Here is a 17,902-nt window from a genome sequence, read left to right on the forward strand (position 1 = left end):
AAAATTTATAAACTAAATCAACAGATGATAAAGTGATAAAAAACAACAGTGCTAAAACTAGACAAAAGTTATTGTAAATTTTAAATGTTAAAGATAAATAATAAAACCTAACGTACTTGTTAGGTTTCATTACTTTATAAATTGGAAATATTTAATAGTTTTCTATAACAAAATTTTATTTCAAGAAGCCAGTTACGGTAATGGTTTTAGCGCGGTGTGCATCTTTATTAACTGGTTTACCAGTAGTTAAATCAAAGTATTGGTCGCCATTTTTTAAAGCAACGCTAATGGTAAGAGTTCCGGTTGCGTCATCGCCAGTTGCTGAAATTTCGTATGCAAAGCCAGTAAGGTTTGCAGGGATTTCGGGAAGTTGTTTGCTTGCATCTTTAATTTGGGCATTAGCACTTTCGCGACTGTTAACTGTTTTAGCAACTTCACTCGCTTTTTTAGCAGTATCAACTGCTGGGGAAACGACACTGTTAGATTTAAGTTCGTTCTTGCCAGTTTCGCTAAGTTTCTTGTCATTGTCAGCGTCACTAGGTTTTGTGCCTTTATTGGTATCTTCTAGTTTTTTGTTTTTGTCAGTATCAACTTTTAAAAAGCCAGTTACGGTAATGGTTTTAGCGCGGTGTGCATCTTTATTAACTGGTTTACCAGTAGTTAAATCAAAGTATTGGTCGCCATTTTTTAAAGCAACGCTAATGGTAAGAGTTCCGGTTGCGTCATCGCCAGTTGCTGAAATTTCGTATGCAAAGCCAGTAAGGTTTGCAGGGATTTCGGGAAGTTGTTTGCTTGCATCTTTAATTTGGGCATTAGCACTTTCGCGACTGTTAACTGTTTTAGCAACTTCACTCGCTTTTTTAGCAGTATCAACTGCTGGGGAAACGACACTGTTAGATTTAAGTTCGTTCTTGCCAGTTTCGCTAAGTTTCTTGTCATTGTCAGCGTCACTAGGTTTTGTGCCTTTATTGGTATCTTCTAGTTTTTTGTTTTTGTCAGTATCAACTTTTAAAAAGCCAGTTACGGTAATGGTTTTAGCGCGGTGTGCATCTTTATTAACTGGTTTACCAGTAGTTAAATCAAAGTATTGGTCGCCATTTTTTAAAGCAACGCTAATGGTAAGCGTGCCCGTTGCGTCATCGCCAGTTGCTGAAATTTCGTATGCAAAGCCAGTAAGATCTGCAGGGATTTCGGGAAGTTGTTTGCTTGCATCTTTAATTTGGGCATTAGCACTTTCGCGACTGTTAACTGTTTTAGCAACTTCACTCGCTTTTTTAGCAGTATCAACTGCTGGGGAAACGACACTGTTAGATTTAAGTTCGTTCTTGCCAGTTTCGCTAAGTTTCTTGTCATTGTCAGCGTCACTAGGTTTTGTGCCTTTATTGGTATCTTCTAGTTTTTTGTTTTTGTCAGTATCAACTTTTAAAAAGCCAGTTACGGTAATGGTTTTAGCGCGGTGTGCATCTTTATTAACTGGTTTACCAGTAGTTAAATCAAAGTATTGGTCGCCATTTTTTAAAGCAACGCTAATGGTAAGAGTTCCGGTTGCGTCATCGCCAGTTGCTGAAATTTCGTATGCAAAGCCAGTAAGGTTTGCAGGGATTTCGGGAAGTTGTTTGCTTGCATCTTTAATTTGGGCATTAGCACTTTCACGACTGTTAACTGTTTTAGCAACTTCACTCGCTTTTTTAGCAGTATCAACTGCTGGGGAAACGACACTGTTAGATTTAAGTTCGTTCTTGCCAGTTTCGCTAAGTTTCTTGTCATTGTCAGCGTCACTAGGTTTTGTGCCTTTATTGGTATCTTCTAGTTTTTTGTTTTTGTCAGTATCAACTTTTAAAAAGCCAGTTACGGTAATGGTTTTAGCGCGGTGTGCATCTTTATTAACTGGTTTACCAGTAGTTAAATCAAAGTATTGGTCGCCATTTTTTAAAGCAACGCTAATGGTAAGCGTGCCCGTTGCGTCATCGCCAGTTGCTGAAATTTCGTATGCAAAGCCAGTAAGATCTGCAGGGATTTCGGGAAGTTGTTTGCTTGCATCTTTAATTTGGGCATTAGCACTTTCGCGACTGTTAACTGTTTTAGCAACTTCACTCGCTTTTTTAGCAGTATCAACTGCTGGGGAAACGACACTGTTAGATTTAAGTTCGTTCTTGCCAGTTTCGCTAAGTTTCTTGTCATTGTCAGCGTCACTAGGTTTTGTGCCTTTATTGGTATCTTCTAGTTTTTTGTTTTTGTCAGTATCAACTTTTAAAAAGCCAGTTACGGTAATGGTTTTAGCACGGTGTGCATCCTTATTAACTGGTTTACCAGTAGTTAAATCAAAGTATTGATCACCTTTTTTTAAAGCAACGCTAATGCTAAGAGTTCCTGTTGCGTCATCGCCAGTTGCTGAAATTTCGTATGCAAAGCCAGTAAGGCCCGCAGGGATTTCGGGAAGTTGTTTGCTTAAATCTTTAATTTGGGCATTAGCACTTTCACGACTGTTAACTGTTTTAGCAACTTCACTCGCTTTTTTAGCAGGATCAACTGCTGGGGAAACTACACTGTTAGATTTAAGTTCGTTATTGCCAGTTTCACTAAGTTTCTTGTCATTGTCAGCGTCACTAGGTTTTGTGTCTTTATTAGTATCTTCTAGTTTTTTGTTTTTGTCAGCATCAACAGCATTACTAGATTTTGTGCTCTCATCAGGATTGCTAAGTTTCTTATTCTTATCAGCATCATCTTGTTTTTCTTGTTTAACTCCCGGAGTTGTAACAGAATTATCTAACCCTGTTTGTGGTAATGTTTCTGGCTGACTCTTATTCTCATTTTTTCCATCATTATTCCCAGAAGTTGTTAAAGAGCACGCTGAAGCAATTGCACCAACCAATGGGGTTGCTAATGCTAAACTAGTTAACAAAACTTTCTTTTTATTTAATTTTGCCATTAAAATTTCTCTCCGAATGTGATACGTCGCAGACATAGTAAATCTGGAAGAATCTATAAATTTTGTATTTTTTGTTTTTATACTCTGTATAATTTTCCGTTTTTTTTTTTTGTCAAGGGGGTTTTTAAAAATTTCTGTTTTTATCACAAACAATATACAAATTAAATTCTTTTGAAATCCTAAGATATTAGGATTACAAAAATGATGTATTCATAAAATAATGTTTGAAGAATACAAAAATTGAAAATTACAAAATTTAATAAATCAATATTTTTAAATTATGATTCTTAAAATCTGACCCTAGCAATGTTATAAAAACTGATAATATTCAATAATTTTTCCAATACTTTTAAGTTATAGATAAATCTTGTAAGACTATATTTTGTGCAAGATAAATCTTTTAAACATTTTTGATTAAATTTCAAACAAAAACTGATTATTTTAAAATATTAACTAGATACTTAAATATGATAGGGGTCGCATAAATTGGCATTCAATCTTTTTTCAACTACTAGATATTGCTGCTTTGGATACAAACCGAAAATTAGCAAATTTTGTTAATTCATACTAAAAACCAAATTATTAATTTAAAAAAAATTTAAAATTAATTAATGATAAATTTTTTCATTTACTACTTTTAGGATATTTCTAGTAATATTTTTAAAAAACAGCAAAAAGGCAAATCTTTTATCTTTTTTAATTGATGTAATTGATAAACGATTATTACGACAATTTTTTAGCGGACTAAATATATTGTCATGCAAAATCAACTGGATATATTAGTTGTAAATGCTATTGTGACTTCATCTACAATGTTCAATTTAATTTATTCTAAAAAAATAACTAATAATTAGTCTTAAGCATTCTTTTACCTAAATTAAGATTTCAGATCAAAAAGCATACTTTCTATTAATCTATTAAAAACAGTAATTTACTTAAATTTATTCATTAACTTTTTCCAATCTTTATATAATCACAGGAATATATTATTAAACTCAATAATTGCAACTGATTTAAGCACCTGCTTGACGGCGACTTGTGACTGCAGTTTTGTTAAGATGTTTGCATGTTAAATTTATTATAATTTGATCTGTACAGGTATAATTTTTGAATTTGTTTAGGAATCACCAAAACTTGGATCATTCCAAAACGGGTCCAAGGGGGTTTGCGTTTTGGGGCTTTCCTTCTTAAAACCACTTATTGTAATTGTTTTATATATAGGAGTAGATGACAACTCTCCATCTAGTTTGAAATATTTTCCAGTTATTCCAACTTTTTTTAAAGCGACTTTAATTAATAACTTACCTTCAGCATTCTTGTCTTCAGCGGAAATCACGTATTCAAAACCAGCGGGAGGATTGGGAATTTTATTACTATTTGCAGCAATTTGTTCGTTAGCTTTCACTAATGTAGTTATGTTTCTAGCAACTGTTGATGGTAAAACACCTGATTTGCCATTAGCATTTGCTGTTTCTTTAATAGCATCGTATGTTTTTTTGACTTTAAGTTTATCTGCAACTTCAGTTCTTTGGTAGCCACTTACTATAACATCTTTATCAATTTTAGCTTTTGAATAATCTCCGGTTGCTGTGAAAAAACGATTTCCTTTTTTTAAAGCAACTTTAATAGTTAAAGTTCCGCTCTCGTCATTTGCAACTGCAGAAATTACATATTCAAAACCAGCGGGAGGATTGGGAATTTTATTACTATTTGTAGCAATTTGTTCGTTAGCTTTCACTAATGTAGTTATGTTTCTAGCAACTGTTGATGGTAAAACACCTGATTTGCCATTAGCATTTGCTGTTTCTTTAATAGCATCGTATCTTTTTTTGACTTTAAGTTTATCTGCAACTTCAGTTCTTTGGTAGCCACTTACTATAACATCTTTATCAATTTTAGCTTTTGAATAATCTCCGGTTGCTGTGAAAAAACGATTTCCTTTTTTTAAAGCAACTTTAATAGTTAAAGTTCCGCTCTCGTCATTTGCAACTGCGGAAATTACGTATTCAAAACCAGCGGGAGGATTGGGAATTTTATTACTATTTACAGCAATTTGTTCGTTAGCTTTGGCTAATGTAGTTATGTTTCTAGCAACTGTTGATGGCAAAACACCTGATTTGCCACTAGCATTTGCTGTCTCTTTAATAGCATCGTATGCTTTTTTGGCTTTAAGTTGAGCAGATACAAAATTATTACTGTTTGATCGAGTACGAGGTGTTAAACTACCCTTCTTGTTTCCTGGGCTTAAATCATCACGTGCCTGATTATTTAAACCACTATTTCTTTCTTGTGGTTTTATAGTTTCAGAACATGCAGATGCAATTGTAGTAACTAATGGGGCTGCTAATGTTAAACCAGTTAATAAAATTTTCTTTTTAAACTTTGCCATTTTATTAAACTCCTAGTATCATGCTTAGTTAATATGAAGATTTAAAAAAATCTGTAATTTGCATATTCATTACGAAAATTTTCCGTTTTTTTATTTATTTGTCAAATGATTTGTTTAAATATGTCGGATTTTTTAAAAACCAAAAAATTTATTTTTCTAAGTACAAATATTGACATTACACCAATAAATACTTTTATGTTTTTAGTAAAGTAATAAGTTGAAAAAAGTTTCAATTTTATTAATAAGATATAATCTAGGTAATAATAATTATACCGTGTAATAAAAAATGATTGCTAACAAATGCTGCAAAGTTCTTAATCTTAAAATTAAATTTTAATTAACTCTGGCATGAATGAAAATTACCTTTTTGAGTTTTTTCGCCAATAATATCAGCAAAAGCCTGAGGATCTTTGTTTTTATACAATACATCATACACTCATTGAATAATGGGGGCACTTATTTGATTGCTTTTTAAAATATCATGAATTACTTGGGCACTTAAATATCCTTCAACCGTGGTATCGTTAATATTTAAGGCTTTGTGAACTCCAAACATTGCCACTTGGTTGCCAAACCGAAAATTCCTAGACTTTTCACTAGTACACGTTAAAACTAAATCACCAATGCCGCATAATTCGAAACCAATTAACGGTAAAATTTGATGATTGGTTAATTTTTGGTAAATTTCGGCAATTTCTTTAAAAACACAGGCCACGATGGCTGATCTTGTGTTCATTGATTGGTGTAATTGGTAAACAATTCCTGTGCCAATTGCTGCGACATTTTTTAATGCTGCAAATAGATCAGCACCAATTTCATCAGTATTAGGAATTAACTTAAAGTACTTAGTTGTAAAGAGCTTAACCACATCATCAACAATTTTTTCATTGGATCCCACGGCATTAATTACGGTTAGTTCCTTATCAAAAACTTCACTAGCAAATGATGGACCTAATAATGAAACTAGAGCAATTAAATTATTAGCAAAATTTTCTTTAATTACTTGTGACCAAAATTTCTTCGTAGTTAAACTAATGCCCTTAGCAACGTTAATAATCACTACTTTTCTATTTTTTAAAATTGCTTTTAGTTGTTCTAAAATTGCTTCTAAAAATTTACTGGGAATTGCTAGCAAAACATATTGAGCATCAACTAGGGCTGTTTTTAATTGATCAGTGATTAAAACAGGTTTTCCTGCTAGTTTTTTTTCGCCAAAATAACGACTGTTCATTTGCTTTTTTAAATCAGCAATTTCTTTTTGATCAATCCCTCACATGCTCACAACATTTTTATTATCCAATAAAACACTGGCTAAAGCTGTACCCCAAGCCCCTGTACCCAATACGGTAATTTTTTTATTAGTCATAAAAAAATCAATCTTAATCTAACTTAATGTGGCAGTAACCACCCGGATTTTTTTTAAGATAGTCTTGGTGATATTCTTCAGCTGGGTAAAAATTTTTTAAAGGGATTGTTTCGGTAACAATCTTGCGAGCGTATTCTTTTTGCTTATTGCTAACAAACTCTTTAACCATTGGTGCATCATGATCATCCAGTCAATAGATTCCGGTGCGATACTGACTACCACGGTCATTACCCTGTCGATTAATTGCAGTAGGATCAATTACTTCAAACAATTTTTCTAGAAGAAAGTTTAAACCAACAACATTTTCATCATAAATAATTTCCACGGCTTCAGCTGCTTTGGTTTGTTCGGAACAAACTTCTTTATATGTGGGGTTATCAATTAAAGAATTTGCATAACCTGCAGTCGTTTGTGTCACACCATTAATACGTGAAAAATATTCTTGGATTCCTCAAAAGCAGCCACCTGCTAAAACAATTTTTTTACTCATTTTTGTCATGCCTTTCATTGTGTAGTGGACTAATTATAGTGATGTTTACTAAAAAATGAACGAATGTGGCATTTAAAAATAATTATTCTGGTTAAGTTGCTAACTTAAAAATTCTTGGATTAAGTTTTTTACAGGCCGCAAAATATATTATTTTTTTACCAAAAATTAAATTTTATTGTAAATGTCTTTGTTGAAATTCTAAAAGCAAACATAAAAACCTTGGAACGCGATTATTAAAAGCAAAAAGGTTATAAAACTTCTAAAAAGTTATAATAATTTGAAGTTTTTTAAAGTTATATATACACTACGCACTAACGAGAGACTATGCAATTAACTGAGCGACAAGAAAAACTAATTAAAGCAATTATCGACGAGTACACCGCAACAGCAGCACCGGTTGGTAGCAAATTACTCATGTCAAAATATTTTAAAAATTTATCAAGTGCAACAATCCGGAACGAAATGCTGCAACTAGAAAAACTTAATCTTGTTGAAAAAACGCATACTTCTTCAGGTCGAGTCCCTTCACTACAAGGCTACCATTACTATGAAAAAAATTTATTATCACCAGTTGTTGATGATGAAATTCGGAGTAAATTACGCAAAATTTTATCAACAAGATTAAATTCAATTGATGAAATTGTGGAGATTTCAGTTGATTTTATCAACCAAATTACTAATTTGCCAACTGTCATTACCCATTTTAAAACAGATGACCGTTTGTGTCGCTTGGATTTAGTCAAACTTGACGAAACAAGCGGACTAGTTTTAGTCGTTTCCTCGACGGGAAACGTTATCAAAAAAACGATTCAATTTAATAATGAAAACCAATTTATTGATGTTTCCACATGCATTAAAGTTTTTAACGATCGTTTGGTAGATTCCAAATTTTCTGAAATCCCTTATAAATTAACGCTTTTAAAAGGAATTATTAAAAAAAAGGTACATGAATACGAATATGTCATTCAAGAAATTGTTAACCGGATTTTTGTATTTAATGATAGTAATCAAACCGATGTCCGGGGAATTAAAAACTTACTAACGCAACCCGAATTTGCCGACCGGGAAAAATTAATTAAAATTATCGATTTACTCGAAAACACTTCGGTGTGGCAGCAAATTTTATATAACTACCAACGGACTGGAAAAACGATTATCACTTTTGGTGATAGTTTGGGCATAGATGGTGTTTCTGTAGCGTCAACAATGATTGAAACTGATAATAAAAAACACCAAATTGCCGTTGTTGGTCCAACCCGAATGAATTATGAAAAAATCAAGGGCTTATTAATGATGTTAAAAGATGAAATAGAAAAAATAGGTTGCAAAAATGTTAAAAGCAAAATTAATGCTGAAACCGATTATTAATATCGTTAATAAAAGTAAAAAAAATATCTTCAATTTTTATCTCGATTCGAATCAAAAAAAAGTTATTAATAACCGACTTTTTAAGAAAAAAATCTTTGATAATTTAATCGCCATGGTTTTTACATTTTGACAATATCGTCAACAAAACATTTTTAACTATAAAATTGATTATCACAATGTTAAACCTGATTCAAATTGGAAACTTTTTTACCAATTATTTACCGAATTGTATCATTTTAGTAATTTAAAACTGAATGAAACAAAAGATTATTTTTCTCAACAAGACAATTTAAGACAATCAGCCCAAAAATATGCTCAGAAATTTTTGCAAAAAATAACTTCTAACTATGCAAATTTTCAAAATAATGCGGCCATTTTAACAAACGTTTTGGAAGCTTTAATTAATTTTAATTTCATTGATCTATACACCTTTAAGATTAAAATTACTACATCTTGTGATTATACGAAGATCGACCAGTATCTGGCGAAATTAATTAGACTCCAAATGGATTATTTAGATAAAGCATACAAAGTTTTTCAAGACACAAATTCAGTTAATTTCAACATTTTTTTTAAAATTATAATTTCTTTGAGAAAAAACCTCCTTTAACTAATTTCGAAAAACAATTTTTAAACCAGTGTAAAAATAAAAAAACTAATTTAAATGATGTTTCACTCAAGGTTTTAAAAATTCTTTTGGACACATAGGTCATAAATATTAAATTGGTATATTCTGATGTTTAGTTAGCATCTGTATAGTTATAAAATATAGTGCTTTTGTCGTTTTTTAATGTTAAATTTAAATGTTATTTACTATAAAAACTAAGCAACAAGATAATTTTGTTCGATGAATCCGTCTGCTTATATATAAAAATAAAAAAGTTAAATTTTCTAAAACTTAAAGTATCAAAATAGAAGAAACAAATATTCATAAACAATCGTGTTCAATTTTAAAAACTAGTTCTTAAACACTTAAAGGAACTTTCTAATACATTAAGAAATAAAATAATTCACGATACTAAAACTGAATTAAAAGAAGAAATTCACAAAACTAATAAAGAAGTTAATAATACTAGAAGCACATCCAGACAGATTTTTACAATTTACCCGTTAACTCGCATCTTCACCATTAGTTCAAAACTTAATAAATTAATTAAAAATAGTGTTATCATTCGCGTTAATGTGTTTTGAAATTAGTATAATCCAGAATCATTAATCAATAAAATTTACCAAGATTTTAGTTATCTTAAAAAGAAAAAAATCGCTATATTTAGTTTCGAGTGGTTTCAAGCAAAATGGAATCTGCTAAGAAATATTTAGAAACTATCAATACTTTATTGGACATGAAACTTTAAATAAAAACAAATTTATGTAATAAATGTTTAACAAAGTTGGATTTAAAAACATTTTGTCAAAGATTTTATTTCAAAGTCATTCGTGTATTTAACATAAATCCGATCTTTTATAGTTAAATTTCTTAAAATCTATTCACAGAGTTTGGATAGCTAAAACAACCATGATCTTTGCATTTTTGATAATTAAAACTGAAAAATTATGCTGAACTACAAAAATAAGTTTTTGATCAAGGGAAAAAACTCAATTTCATCGAAATATTTATAAAAAACCAAAAATTAATCACGTTAAAAACAAATTGAAAACTAAAGTCGCAATTTAGACATCGATTGATTACGACCATTTAATTACAAACTTTGTTCTCAATTGAAAAGCCTTATTAATAAATATGAAGTAAGGTTTTATAAATGCACTATCGTTCTATCAAAAAGACAAAAACTAGGCTTATTATTTAATAACTTTATTAAAATTTTTATTATTGAAAAAAAGCCAAATTAGTTTGTATTAAATTCATATTAATGATAATGAAATTAAAAAGTTACTGTGATTTAGAAGCCATTTTCAAGGTAGTTTAATAAACTTTTGTTAAAAATATTTTTAGGGATTATTTTTATGTTTTTTCGTATAAAAATTCAAGGTAGCCTGATAAACTTGATGAAATGCTTCATCAATATTACTTAATGCTAACTTTTGCATCTTTGAAATATCAAATAGTTGGTTTTTGTTTGTTTTTTTACGGCCTGGTTCGAGTTTGTCTGCTAGGTAAATGATTTTATCTAACAACGTTAGATCTTTTTGAATAGGTTCAGTATGTCGATAAACGGCATCTAAAATCTCTTTATTTTCAAACAAATAATCATATTTCATAATGTAATATGCGGCGTAAGGATGCAGTGTTTCAATTGAAGTATATTTTTTAATATTTAGTAATTGTGCATAACGTAACAATTCTTGTGAACTAAACTCTTTTGCTAAATCATGAAATAAACCAGCAATATAAGCATCATTGACATTATGATAACCACAAGATATTGCCAGTTTTTTAGCAAATTTTGCAGTTCTAACACAGTGTTGTCAGCGTCCTTCACTCAAATAATTTTTAATTCTTTTTTCAACATACACACAATTTTCATTAATGTACTTAATAACCTTTCAATCAAGCATGCGAAGGTCAGATTTTTTTCTTAATGTTGATGAACTAATATCAAGATTAGTTTCACCAATTTTTTGCATTTTAAATCGCTTAATATTATCTGCATATTCTAATTCAAAACCAGGTCTAACTAGATAGATAATTTGACTATTTTCGCTAATTAATTCAGCATGCTTTCACATGTGAAATGTTTGCAAATGGTCTGATCCAATTAAACTAAAAAGTTGGGCAGTAGGATGCTTTTTTTTAAAGAATTGTAAAGTTTGGTAAAAAAGAAAATTTTTTGATTTAACTTCGATTAGGCTAAGTTGCATTTTGGGATATTTTTCAATTGCCAAACGGACCATCTTAGCCCGGTGGTTTGCTGAAGCATAGATTTGGTTTTTAAATGACGATAACGGACTAATAATAAAGTATAAAAAATCGGCACCAACAGCTTCAATAGCCATTTGTGCTGCCTTAATATGACCCACATGAATTGGATCAAAGCTACCACCATATAAAATAATTTTGTCTGGTTTTTGCGAATGTTTCATGTTAAAACTTTGCTCCTTCAACAAAATGTGGACCAATAATTTTTTCAGGCAATTTCCAAATTACTTGCTTAATTCCCTTAAAAGCAACGATTCCAAGGCCATATAAAACAATAAAAAAGATCTTTTGCTTTGAATTAAACAAATACTGGTTATATTTATCTTGAAAAATTAAATTAGAAATAGGAAAAAGTGTTTTTGGATTATTTTCAAAACGATTTTTATTTTTTAATGAAGTGCGATGTAAGGTTAATTGGTGGCTCAAATAAAAAGTAACCGAAGCACAACTGTCATCGTTTTTAATAACCTCACACCAAAACAAATTTTCAGCAATGAATAATTGATCATCATTAATTTGATAAGTTCTTGGACGATTTTTCTTATTTGCAACAATTTTTTTTAATTGGTCATCATTCATTAAAAATTGAAATGAATTTTCATGTTCAGTGCCCGGCACATCAATTAAAGTAAAATTGCGGGTTTTTATTTGTTTAAATCCTTGGGTAGTGTTTAGATAAGGACTTGTTGTCAACCGTTGCTGACCAATCTTTTCACGATCTAAAATTCAATTAATTAAAGAACTTTTACCACTATTAGTTAAACCTACAAAACAGATTTTTAATTTTTGCTTACTAACTGCAAAAATTGCATTCTGCAACTTTACATAATTTAGGTTAAGTTTGGCTGAAGTAAAAATTATTTGCTCCGGGGTTAAATCTAACTGAAAACAAGCAGTATAAGCAAATAAACGTTCATCTTTTGGTTGAAGATTTTTAGTCGAAATCATCATGTCGATTTTTGTAATAATTAAATAAAAAACTTTAGTCAAATTTTTTAACCGTTTAATTTCATCAACAACATAAGGTAACATTGTTAAATCGCATGCGTAAAATAAGGCATTTTTAGCAAACTGAAAATTTTTTAAAGTTTGTTGAACATTAGGACGTGAAATCTCAGGGTCAACTGTCGTTTTTTGGTAGTGTTTTAATTGAAAACAGCGCTGACACAAACTCGCTTTTTCAAGCACTGGTGTATATCCGGCTGTATTCGCATCTGAAGTTAAAAAAATCCCACATCCTAAACATTTTTTCTTAACTTTTATGTTTTGATTCGTCTTTTTTTTAACTTTTTTTAATTGATCTGATTTCATTATCCCTCTAAATAAAATTGAAATTTTTAGATCCTAATTTTTTGTTAACAATATAAAAATTTCATCTTATTTTTGTCTTATTATTAATATTTAATTACGAAACCAAGGACTGTTTTGGTAACGATAACTTAATCAGGTTTTATGATGTTTTATCATTACTAAATAAATTGTTAACTTCATTATTAAGTACTGTATCATCAACAACAATTAGCCCACTGGTAGATTGTTCAAAAACCGCACTCATACGACTGTTTAAATCCATTACTGGAATATTACTAAGTTTAATAAATTTTTGGTTACCAAAATCATCGCTAACTAAAACTGACTGGTTAACTTTGGCATTTAATGCATGTGTTAATACATATGGTTTGGACTTAATCTGTTGTAATAATGTTTTACCTAATGCCGAACGGGTTAAAGGAACAATTTCATTAATTCGAACCCGTTTAGCGTTACCATGTTTGGCTACTAATGTTAATAGATCATCCTTATTAGCAATCACAATGCAAGCCATTAGCATGTCATCAGTCCGTAATTTAATCCCCCTAACGCCCATGCCTTTTAACCCGATTGGGATTACTTCATTAACGGCAAAACGCAAACCAAGACCGTTTTTAGAAATTAATAAAATTTCGGTTTTTGCGTCATTTATCAGTTTAACATCAGTTAAAAAATCGTTAGTTTTAAGCGAGATGCAAACACTAGGACGTAATGTTTTAAAATTAAGAAGTTGGTTCAAAAATATTCGTTTCACCATCCCTTGTTGGGTGGCTAAAAATAAAGTTTGTTCGTCACCAAACATTTCATTATTTTTAATAATTTGAGCATAAATAATTTTTTCATTATCGCGTAACGTGGTAACCGTATTAACGTGCACGCCTTGTTCTTTTAAGCGGGTTTCTTTGATTTTATGAATTGGTAAAACAAGAATATTGCCATAAATTGTAATCAATATTAAACGGTCTAATAAATTACTTGAATGAATCGCTACAACGCAATCACCTTCTTTTAATTTCAACGCATTTAAACTGTCTAATGTAACACTTTTAGGCGAACACAATTTTAAATACCCATTTTTGGTAACAATAATTGTATTGCTTTTATTTTCAATCACATCATTAGCCTCAATGACAATTTTTTCGGCCGCACCAGCAACTTGCGACCGTCGTGGCGTAGCAAATTTCTTCTTATAATCACGCAGAATTGTTTTTAAATGGTTATTGCGATGAGTTTCATTATTTAACAAGACTTCGAATTGATTAATATTTTGTTCAAGTTGTTTTGACTCGTCAATAAGGGCTTTGACATCAGTATTAGTTAACTTGTAAAGGCGTAGTTGAACAATGGCTTCGGCTTGAATTTCTGATAATGCAAAATTTTTCATTAATTTTGTTTTAGCATCGGCTTTGTCAGTAGCACTACGAATTAATTTAACAACTTCATCAATCACCGATGTTGCTTTAATTAACCCTAAAACGATTTCGAAGCGGTGTTTGGCCTTTTTTAAATCAAAAGTTGTTCTTTTAACAATTATGTCGATCGCATGTTGTAAGTAACTGTCTAAATAATTAATTAAACTCATTTGCACTGGCTTACGTTGGTTAATAACAATCGAATTAATATGAAAGTTGATTTGTAATTGCGTTGACTTGTACAAATATTTTTCAATCGCATTTCCGGCTTTTTCATCACCCTTATACTCAAGGACAATGCGAATGCCGTTTTTGTCTGACTCGTCGCGAACTTCTTCTAGATAAGAAATTTTATTTTCAGCAATAATGCTTTCAATGCTGCGAACAATGTTCGCCTTGTTAGTTTCAAACGGAATTTCTGTAACTACCAATTGTTTTTTATGGTGGTTATTTTCGTGTTCAATTTTAGCTCGGATAACGATTTTGCCACGACCAGTAGCAAACGCTTCCTTAATTCCCCCGTCATCATGAATAATTCCACCTGTGGGAAAATCAGGTCCTAAAATCACTTTCATCAATGATTCTAAACGACAGTTTGGTGAGTCAATTTTCATGATAATTGCATCAATTAATTCGCCCAAATTATGGGGCGGAATCGTGGTTGCATATCCTGCTGCAATTCCTGAACTACCGTTAACCAATAAATTAGGTAATAAACTAGGTAAAACTGTGGGTTCAATTTCAGCATCATCAAAATTAGGAACAAACTTAACGGTTTCTTTTTCCAGATTGTTTAACATCTCATAAGCAAAAGGTGATAATTTGGCTTCAGTGTATCGCATGGCAGCAGCAAGATCGCCATCAATTGAGCCGTTATTTCCCTGCATATCAACTAGGCAAATGTTGTTTTTTCAAGGCTGGCTCATTCTTACTAAAGCTTCGTATATGGAAAAATCACCATGGGGGTGATATTTACCAATAACTTCACCAACTGTACTCGCTGATTTTTTAAAAGGGCGATCTGGCGTTAAATTTAACCGGCTCATCCCATACAAAATCCGTCGTTGTACGGGTTTTAACCCATCGCGAATGTCAGGCAAGGCACGATCTTGAATAATGTATTTGGCATATTTGGCAAAACTTTCTGCCATGATTTCGCCAAGTGAGCGATTTCAAACCCGATCAATTTGGTGATTTTTGTTGCCTTCCTTCGCCATAAGTTATTCGTTCTCCATAGTAAAATCAACATTTTCGTTAATTCAAATTTTTCTAGTGTTTGTACCCTCACTCATTAAAGTAGTAACACGCCGTTCCGCCTCGACAGCATTTTCTAAAGAAACCTTAATTAATTGGCGCGTTTTTGGGTCCATTGTGGTTTCTCACAATTGTTCGGAATTCATCTCGCCAAGACCTTTGTAGCGCTGGATCTCATACTTTTTATATGTTTGTTTCAAATCATCCAATTCAACTTCATCCCAAGCGTACGCTTGTTTTTTCTGATCGGAAGCCTTAATTTTGTATAACGGCGGTAACGCGAGATAGATCATTCCGTTTTCAATTAAAGGGCGCATATATCGGTAAAAAAAAGTTAAAAGTAAAATTTGAATATGGGCCCCATCTGTATCGGCATCAGTCATAATGATAACTTTGTGATAACGAAGTTTTTTTAAGTTAAAATCTTCACCAATTCCCGTCCCTAGACAGGAAATAATTGAAACAATTTCTTCATTTTTTAACAATTCTTGAAGTTTCGTTTTTTCGACATTCATGACCTTACCACGGAGTGGTAAGATTGCCTGAAAACGACGATCCCGGCCAGTTTTTGCCGTACCGCCTGCCGAATCGCCTTCAACCAAAAAAATTTCCGCTTCGCTAGCAATCTTCGTTTGTGCTGGGGTTAGTTTGCCAAATAAAACCTTCTCTGATTTAGCATTTTTTAATTGACGAATGTTTTCGCGTGCTTTGCGAAGTGCAAGGCGTTGATCTCTTGCGGTAATAATTTTTTGAATAATCTTATTGGCATCTTCTTTATTTTCTTCTAAGAAAAAATACAAACCTTCGCTTATCACTTTTTGAACAGCGGTTTTTGCTTCTAAGGTAAATAATTTGTTTTTAGTTTGTCCTTCATAAGCGAGTAAGGCTTCGGGCACTTTAACAGATAAAACCACAGTCAAACCTTCACGAATATCACTACCCTCAAAACTTTTATCACGATCTTTTAAGATTTTATACTTTCTGGCATAATCGTTAATCGTTTCGGTTAAAGCGGTTTTAAAACCAATTTCATGACTACCACCTTCACCGGTTTTAATTGAATTAGCAAAAGAAAAAAATAATTCATTTTCATCTGTGGTGAACTGCATGGCTGCTTCAACTTCGATTTGCTCTTTATTTGCAGAAAAGTAGGCAATTTTTGAGCAAGTTTTTTTTGATTCATTAATAAATTCAACGTACTCCTTAATCCCGTTTTTGGCTAAAAAAATAACGTTGTTTTTCGGATTTTTTTCATCAAAAAAATTAATTTTTAAACCCTTAAATAAAAATGATGATTCGCGTAACCGTTCTTTAATTACGTTAGCATTAAAGGTTATTGAGCGAAAAATTGTGGCATCTGGCATAAAATGGACCGTGGTTCCGGTTCGATTTGTCGTTCCGGTTGCCGCAGCTTTTTTAACAATGTTGCCCCCATTTTTGTAAAGGGCTTCGTAAACTTTCCCCTCGCGCTGCACTTTAACAGCCATTCATGAGCATAATGCGTTAACAACCGATGCACCGACTCCGTGAAGACCACCGGCAACCTTATATGCTTGGTCGTCAAATTTTCCACTAGCGTGTAAAACCGTATAAGCAGTGTCAATGGTTGATAAACCTGTTGAGGGGTTGGTTCCTAAAGGAATGCCCCGACCGTTATCTTTGATTAAAATTGATCCATCTTTTTTCATGGCCACATCAATTTCAGTAGCTGAACCGTTTAAAACTTCATCGACTGCATTATCTAAAATTTCCCACACAAGGTGGTGCAAACCTCTAGTGTCGGTTGATCCAATGTATAATCCAGGGCGTTTACGCACTGGATCAAGCCCTTTTAAAACTTTTATACTACTTTCGTCGTATGCCATTTATCAGAAATATTCCTTTTACAATAAAGAGAAAAAATTTCAGTCGCACAATACCTGGAAGAAGATCGCTTGCCATCAAACACAATATTAATATAACTTTTGACAGTGCAACTGTTTTGTGAGTTTGATAAAAATTAAAATTTACTTTTTAATGCTTTTTGTGAATACATATTATCTTGCCGACCGAATAAATGAAATACGCACTTTATTTTCAAGACTAAAAACATTGCAGCAACAAAATTAATCACAATCCAATTAAATTTAATGTAAATTTTAATAACTTCAATATTTTATATTGTTTTGTATGAAAAAAACATTTTTTATCGTCATATTTAATCATTTTGCATAAAATAAATTCATTTTGCTTATGAAAAGAAATTTTTATTAAAAGATCATCACAGAACTAGCTGGTTAATGATTAAAACTGATTAGGTGCAAATATCGAAGTAGCAACACGTTAAAATATTTATTATTAATTTTAAAATATTGATAACAGGCTTAGATTTCAGATTCCGAAATTTAGTCAAATTTTAAAAAGTAACTATAGGTAAGACTTATTCTAATGAATAATAAATAATTGGAGCCAAAAAAACATTAGGATAAATTAAAAATTGATAAAATTAATTTACATTACACCAAG

10 protein-coding genes are annotated in these 17,902 nt (G+C 31.5%); 2 read left to right on the plus strand and 8 right to left on the minus strand.

What is annotated here, in order from left to right; genetic code table 4:
- Positions 1-175: 175 nt before the first annotated feature.
- From ABDB96_RS00580 to msrA, 4 genes are all read right to left on the minus strand, one after another.
- Positions 176-2,929 carry a lipoprotein 17-related variable surface protein gene (locus tag ABDB96_RS00580; RefSeq protein ID WP_343251577.1) on the minus strand — a complete coding sequence of 918 codons (2,754 nt, stop codon included), beginning with the start codon at positions 2,927-2,929 and terminating at the stop codon, positions 176-178.
- A gap of 1,117 nt (positions 2,930-4,046) precedes the next feature.
- On the minus strand, positions 4,047-5,318 hold the full coding sequence (locus tag ABDB96_RS00585) for a lipoprotein 17-related variable surface protein (RefSeq protein ID WP_343251578.1): 1,272 nt from the start codon (positions 5,316-5,318) through the stop codon (positions 4,047-4,049).
- Between the two features lie 337 nt (positions 5,319-5,655).
- Positions 5,656-6,684 carry an NAD(P)H-dependent glycerol-3-phosphate dehydrogenase gene (locus ABDB96_RS00590; protein ID WP_343251579.1) on the minus strand — a complete coding sequence of 343 codons (1,029 nt, stop codon included), beginning with the start codon at positions 6,682-6,684 and terminating at the stop codon, positions 5,656-5,658.
- Between the two features lie 13 nt (positions 6,685-6,697).
- Positions 6,698-7,174, minus strand: a complete 477-nt coding sequence (gene msrA / locus ABDB96_RS00595; RefSeq protein WP_343251580.1) for a peptide-methionine (S)-S-oxide reductase MsrA — start codon at positions 7,172-7,174, stop codon at positions 6,698-6,700.
- Positions 7,175-7,498: 324 nt separating this feature from the next.
- Here msrA and hrcA point away from each other — a divergent pair, with 324 nt between their 5' ends.
- On the plus strand, positions 7,499-8,542 hold the full coding sequence (gene hrcA / locus ABDB96_RS00600) for a heat-inducible transcriptional repressor HrcA (protein ID WP_343251581.1): 1,044 nt from the start codon (positions 7,499-7,501) through the stop codon (positions 8,540-8,542).
- Complete coding sequence (locus ABDB96_RS00605) at positions 8,505-9,152, plus strand: hypothetical protein (protein ID WP_343251582.1); 648 nt, start codon at positions 8,505-8,507, stop codon at positions 9,150-9,152. The genes hrcA and ABDB96_RS00605 overlap by 38 nt, the downstream gene beginning before the upstream one ends.
- A 1,340-nt stretch (positions 9,153-10,492) precedes the next feature.
- Here the strand turns inward: ABDB96_RS00605 and ABDB96_RS00610 are convergent.
- From ABDB96_RS00610 to parE, 4 genes are all read right to left on the minus strand, one after another.
- Positions 10,493-11,584 (minus strand): nicotinate-nucleotide adenylyltransferase, encoded by a 1,092-nt coding sequence (locus tag ABDB96_RS00610; protein WP_343251583.1) that lies wholly within the window; start codon positions 11,582-11,584, stop codon positions 10,493-10,495.
- Position 11,585: 1 nt separating this feature from the next.
- A complete protein-coding gene (locus tag ABDB96_RS00615; protein ID WP_343251584.1) occupies positions 11,586-12,731 on the minus strand; it encodes a GTPase in 1,146 nt (381 codons plus the stop codon).
- 139 nt (positions 12,732-12,870) lie between these two features.
- On the minus strand, positions 12,871-15,360 hold the full coding sequence (gene parC, locus ABDB96_RS00620) for a DNA topoisomerase IV subunit A (RefSeq protein WP_343251585.1): 2,490 nt from the start codon (positions 15,358-15,360) through the stop codon (positions 12,871-12,873).
- A gap of 3 nt (positions 15,361-15,363) precedes the next feature.
- Positions 15,364-17,262: a DNA topoisomerase IV subunit B gene (gene parE / locus ABDB96_RS00625; RefSeq protein WP_343251586.1), complete on the minus strand. Its 1,899-nt coding sequence runs from the start codon at positions 17,260-17,262 to the stop codon at positions 15,364-15,366.
- Positions 17,263-17,902 lie beyond the last annotated feature (640 nt).

The organism is Mycoplasma amphoriforme A39 (genome assembly GCA_000723365.1).
Lineage (GTDB): Bacteria > Bacillota_I > Bacilli_A > Mycoplasmatales > Mycoplasmoidaceae > Mycoplasmoides > Mycoplasmoides amphoriforme.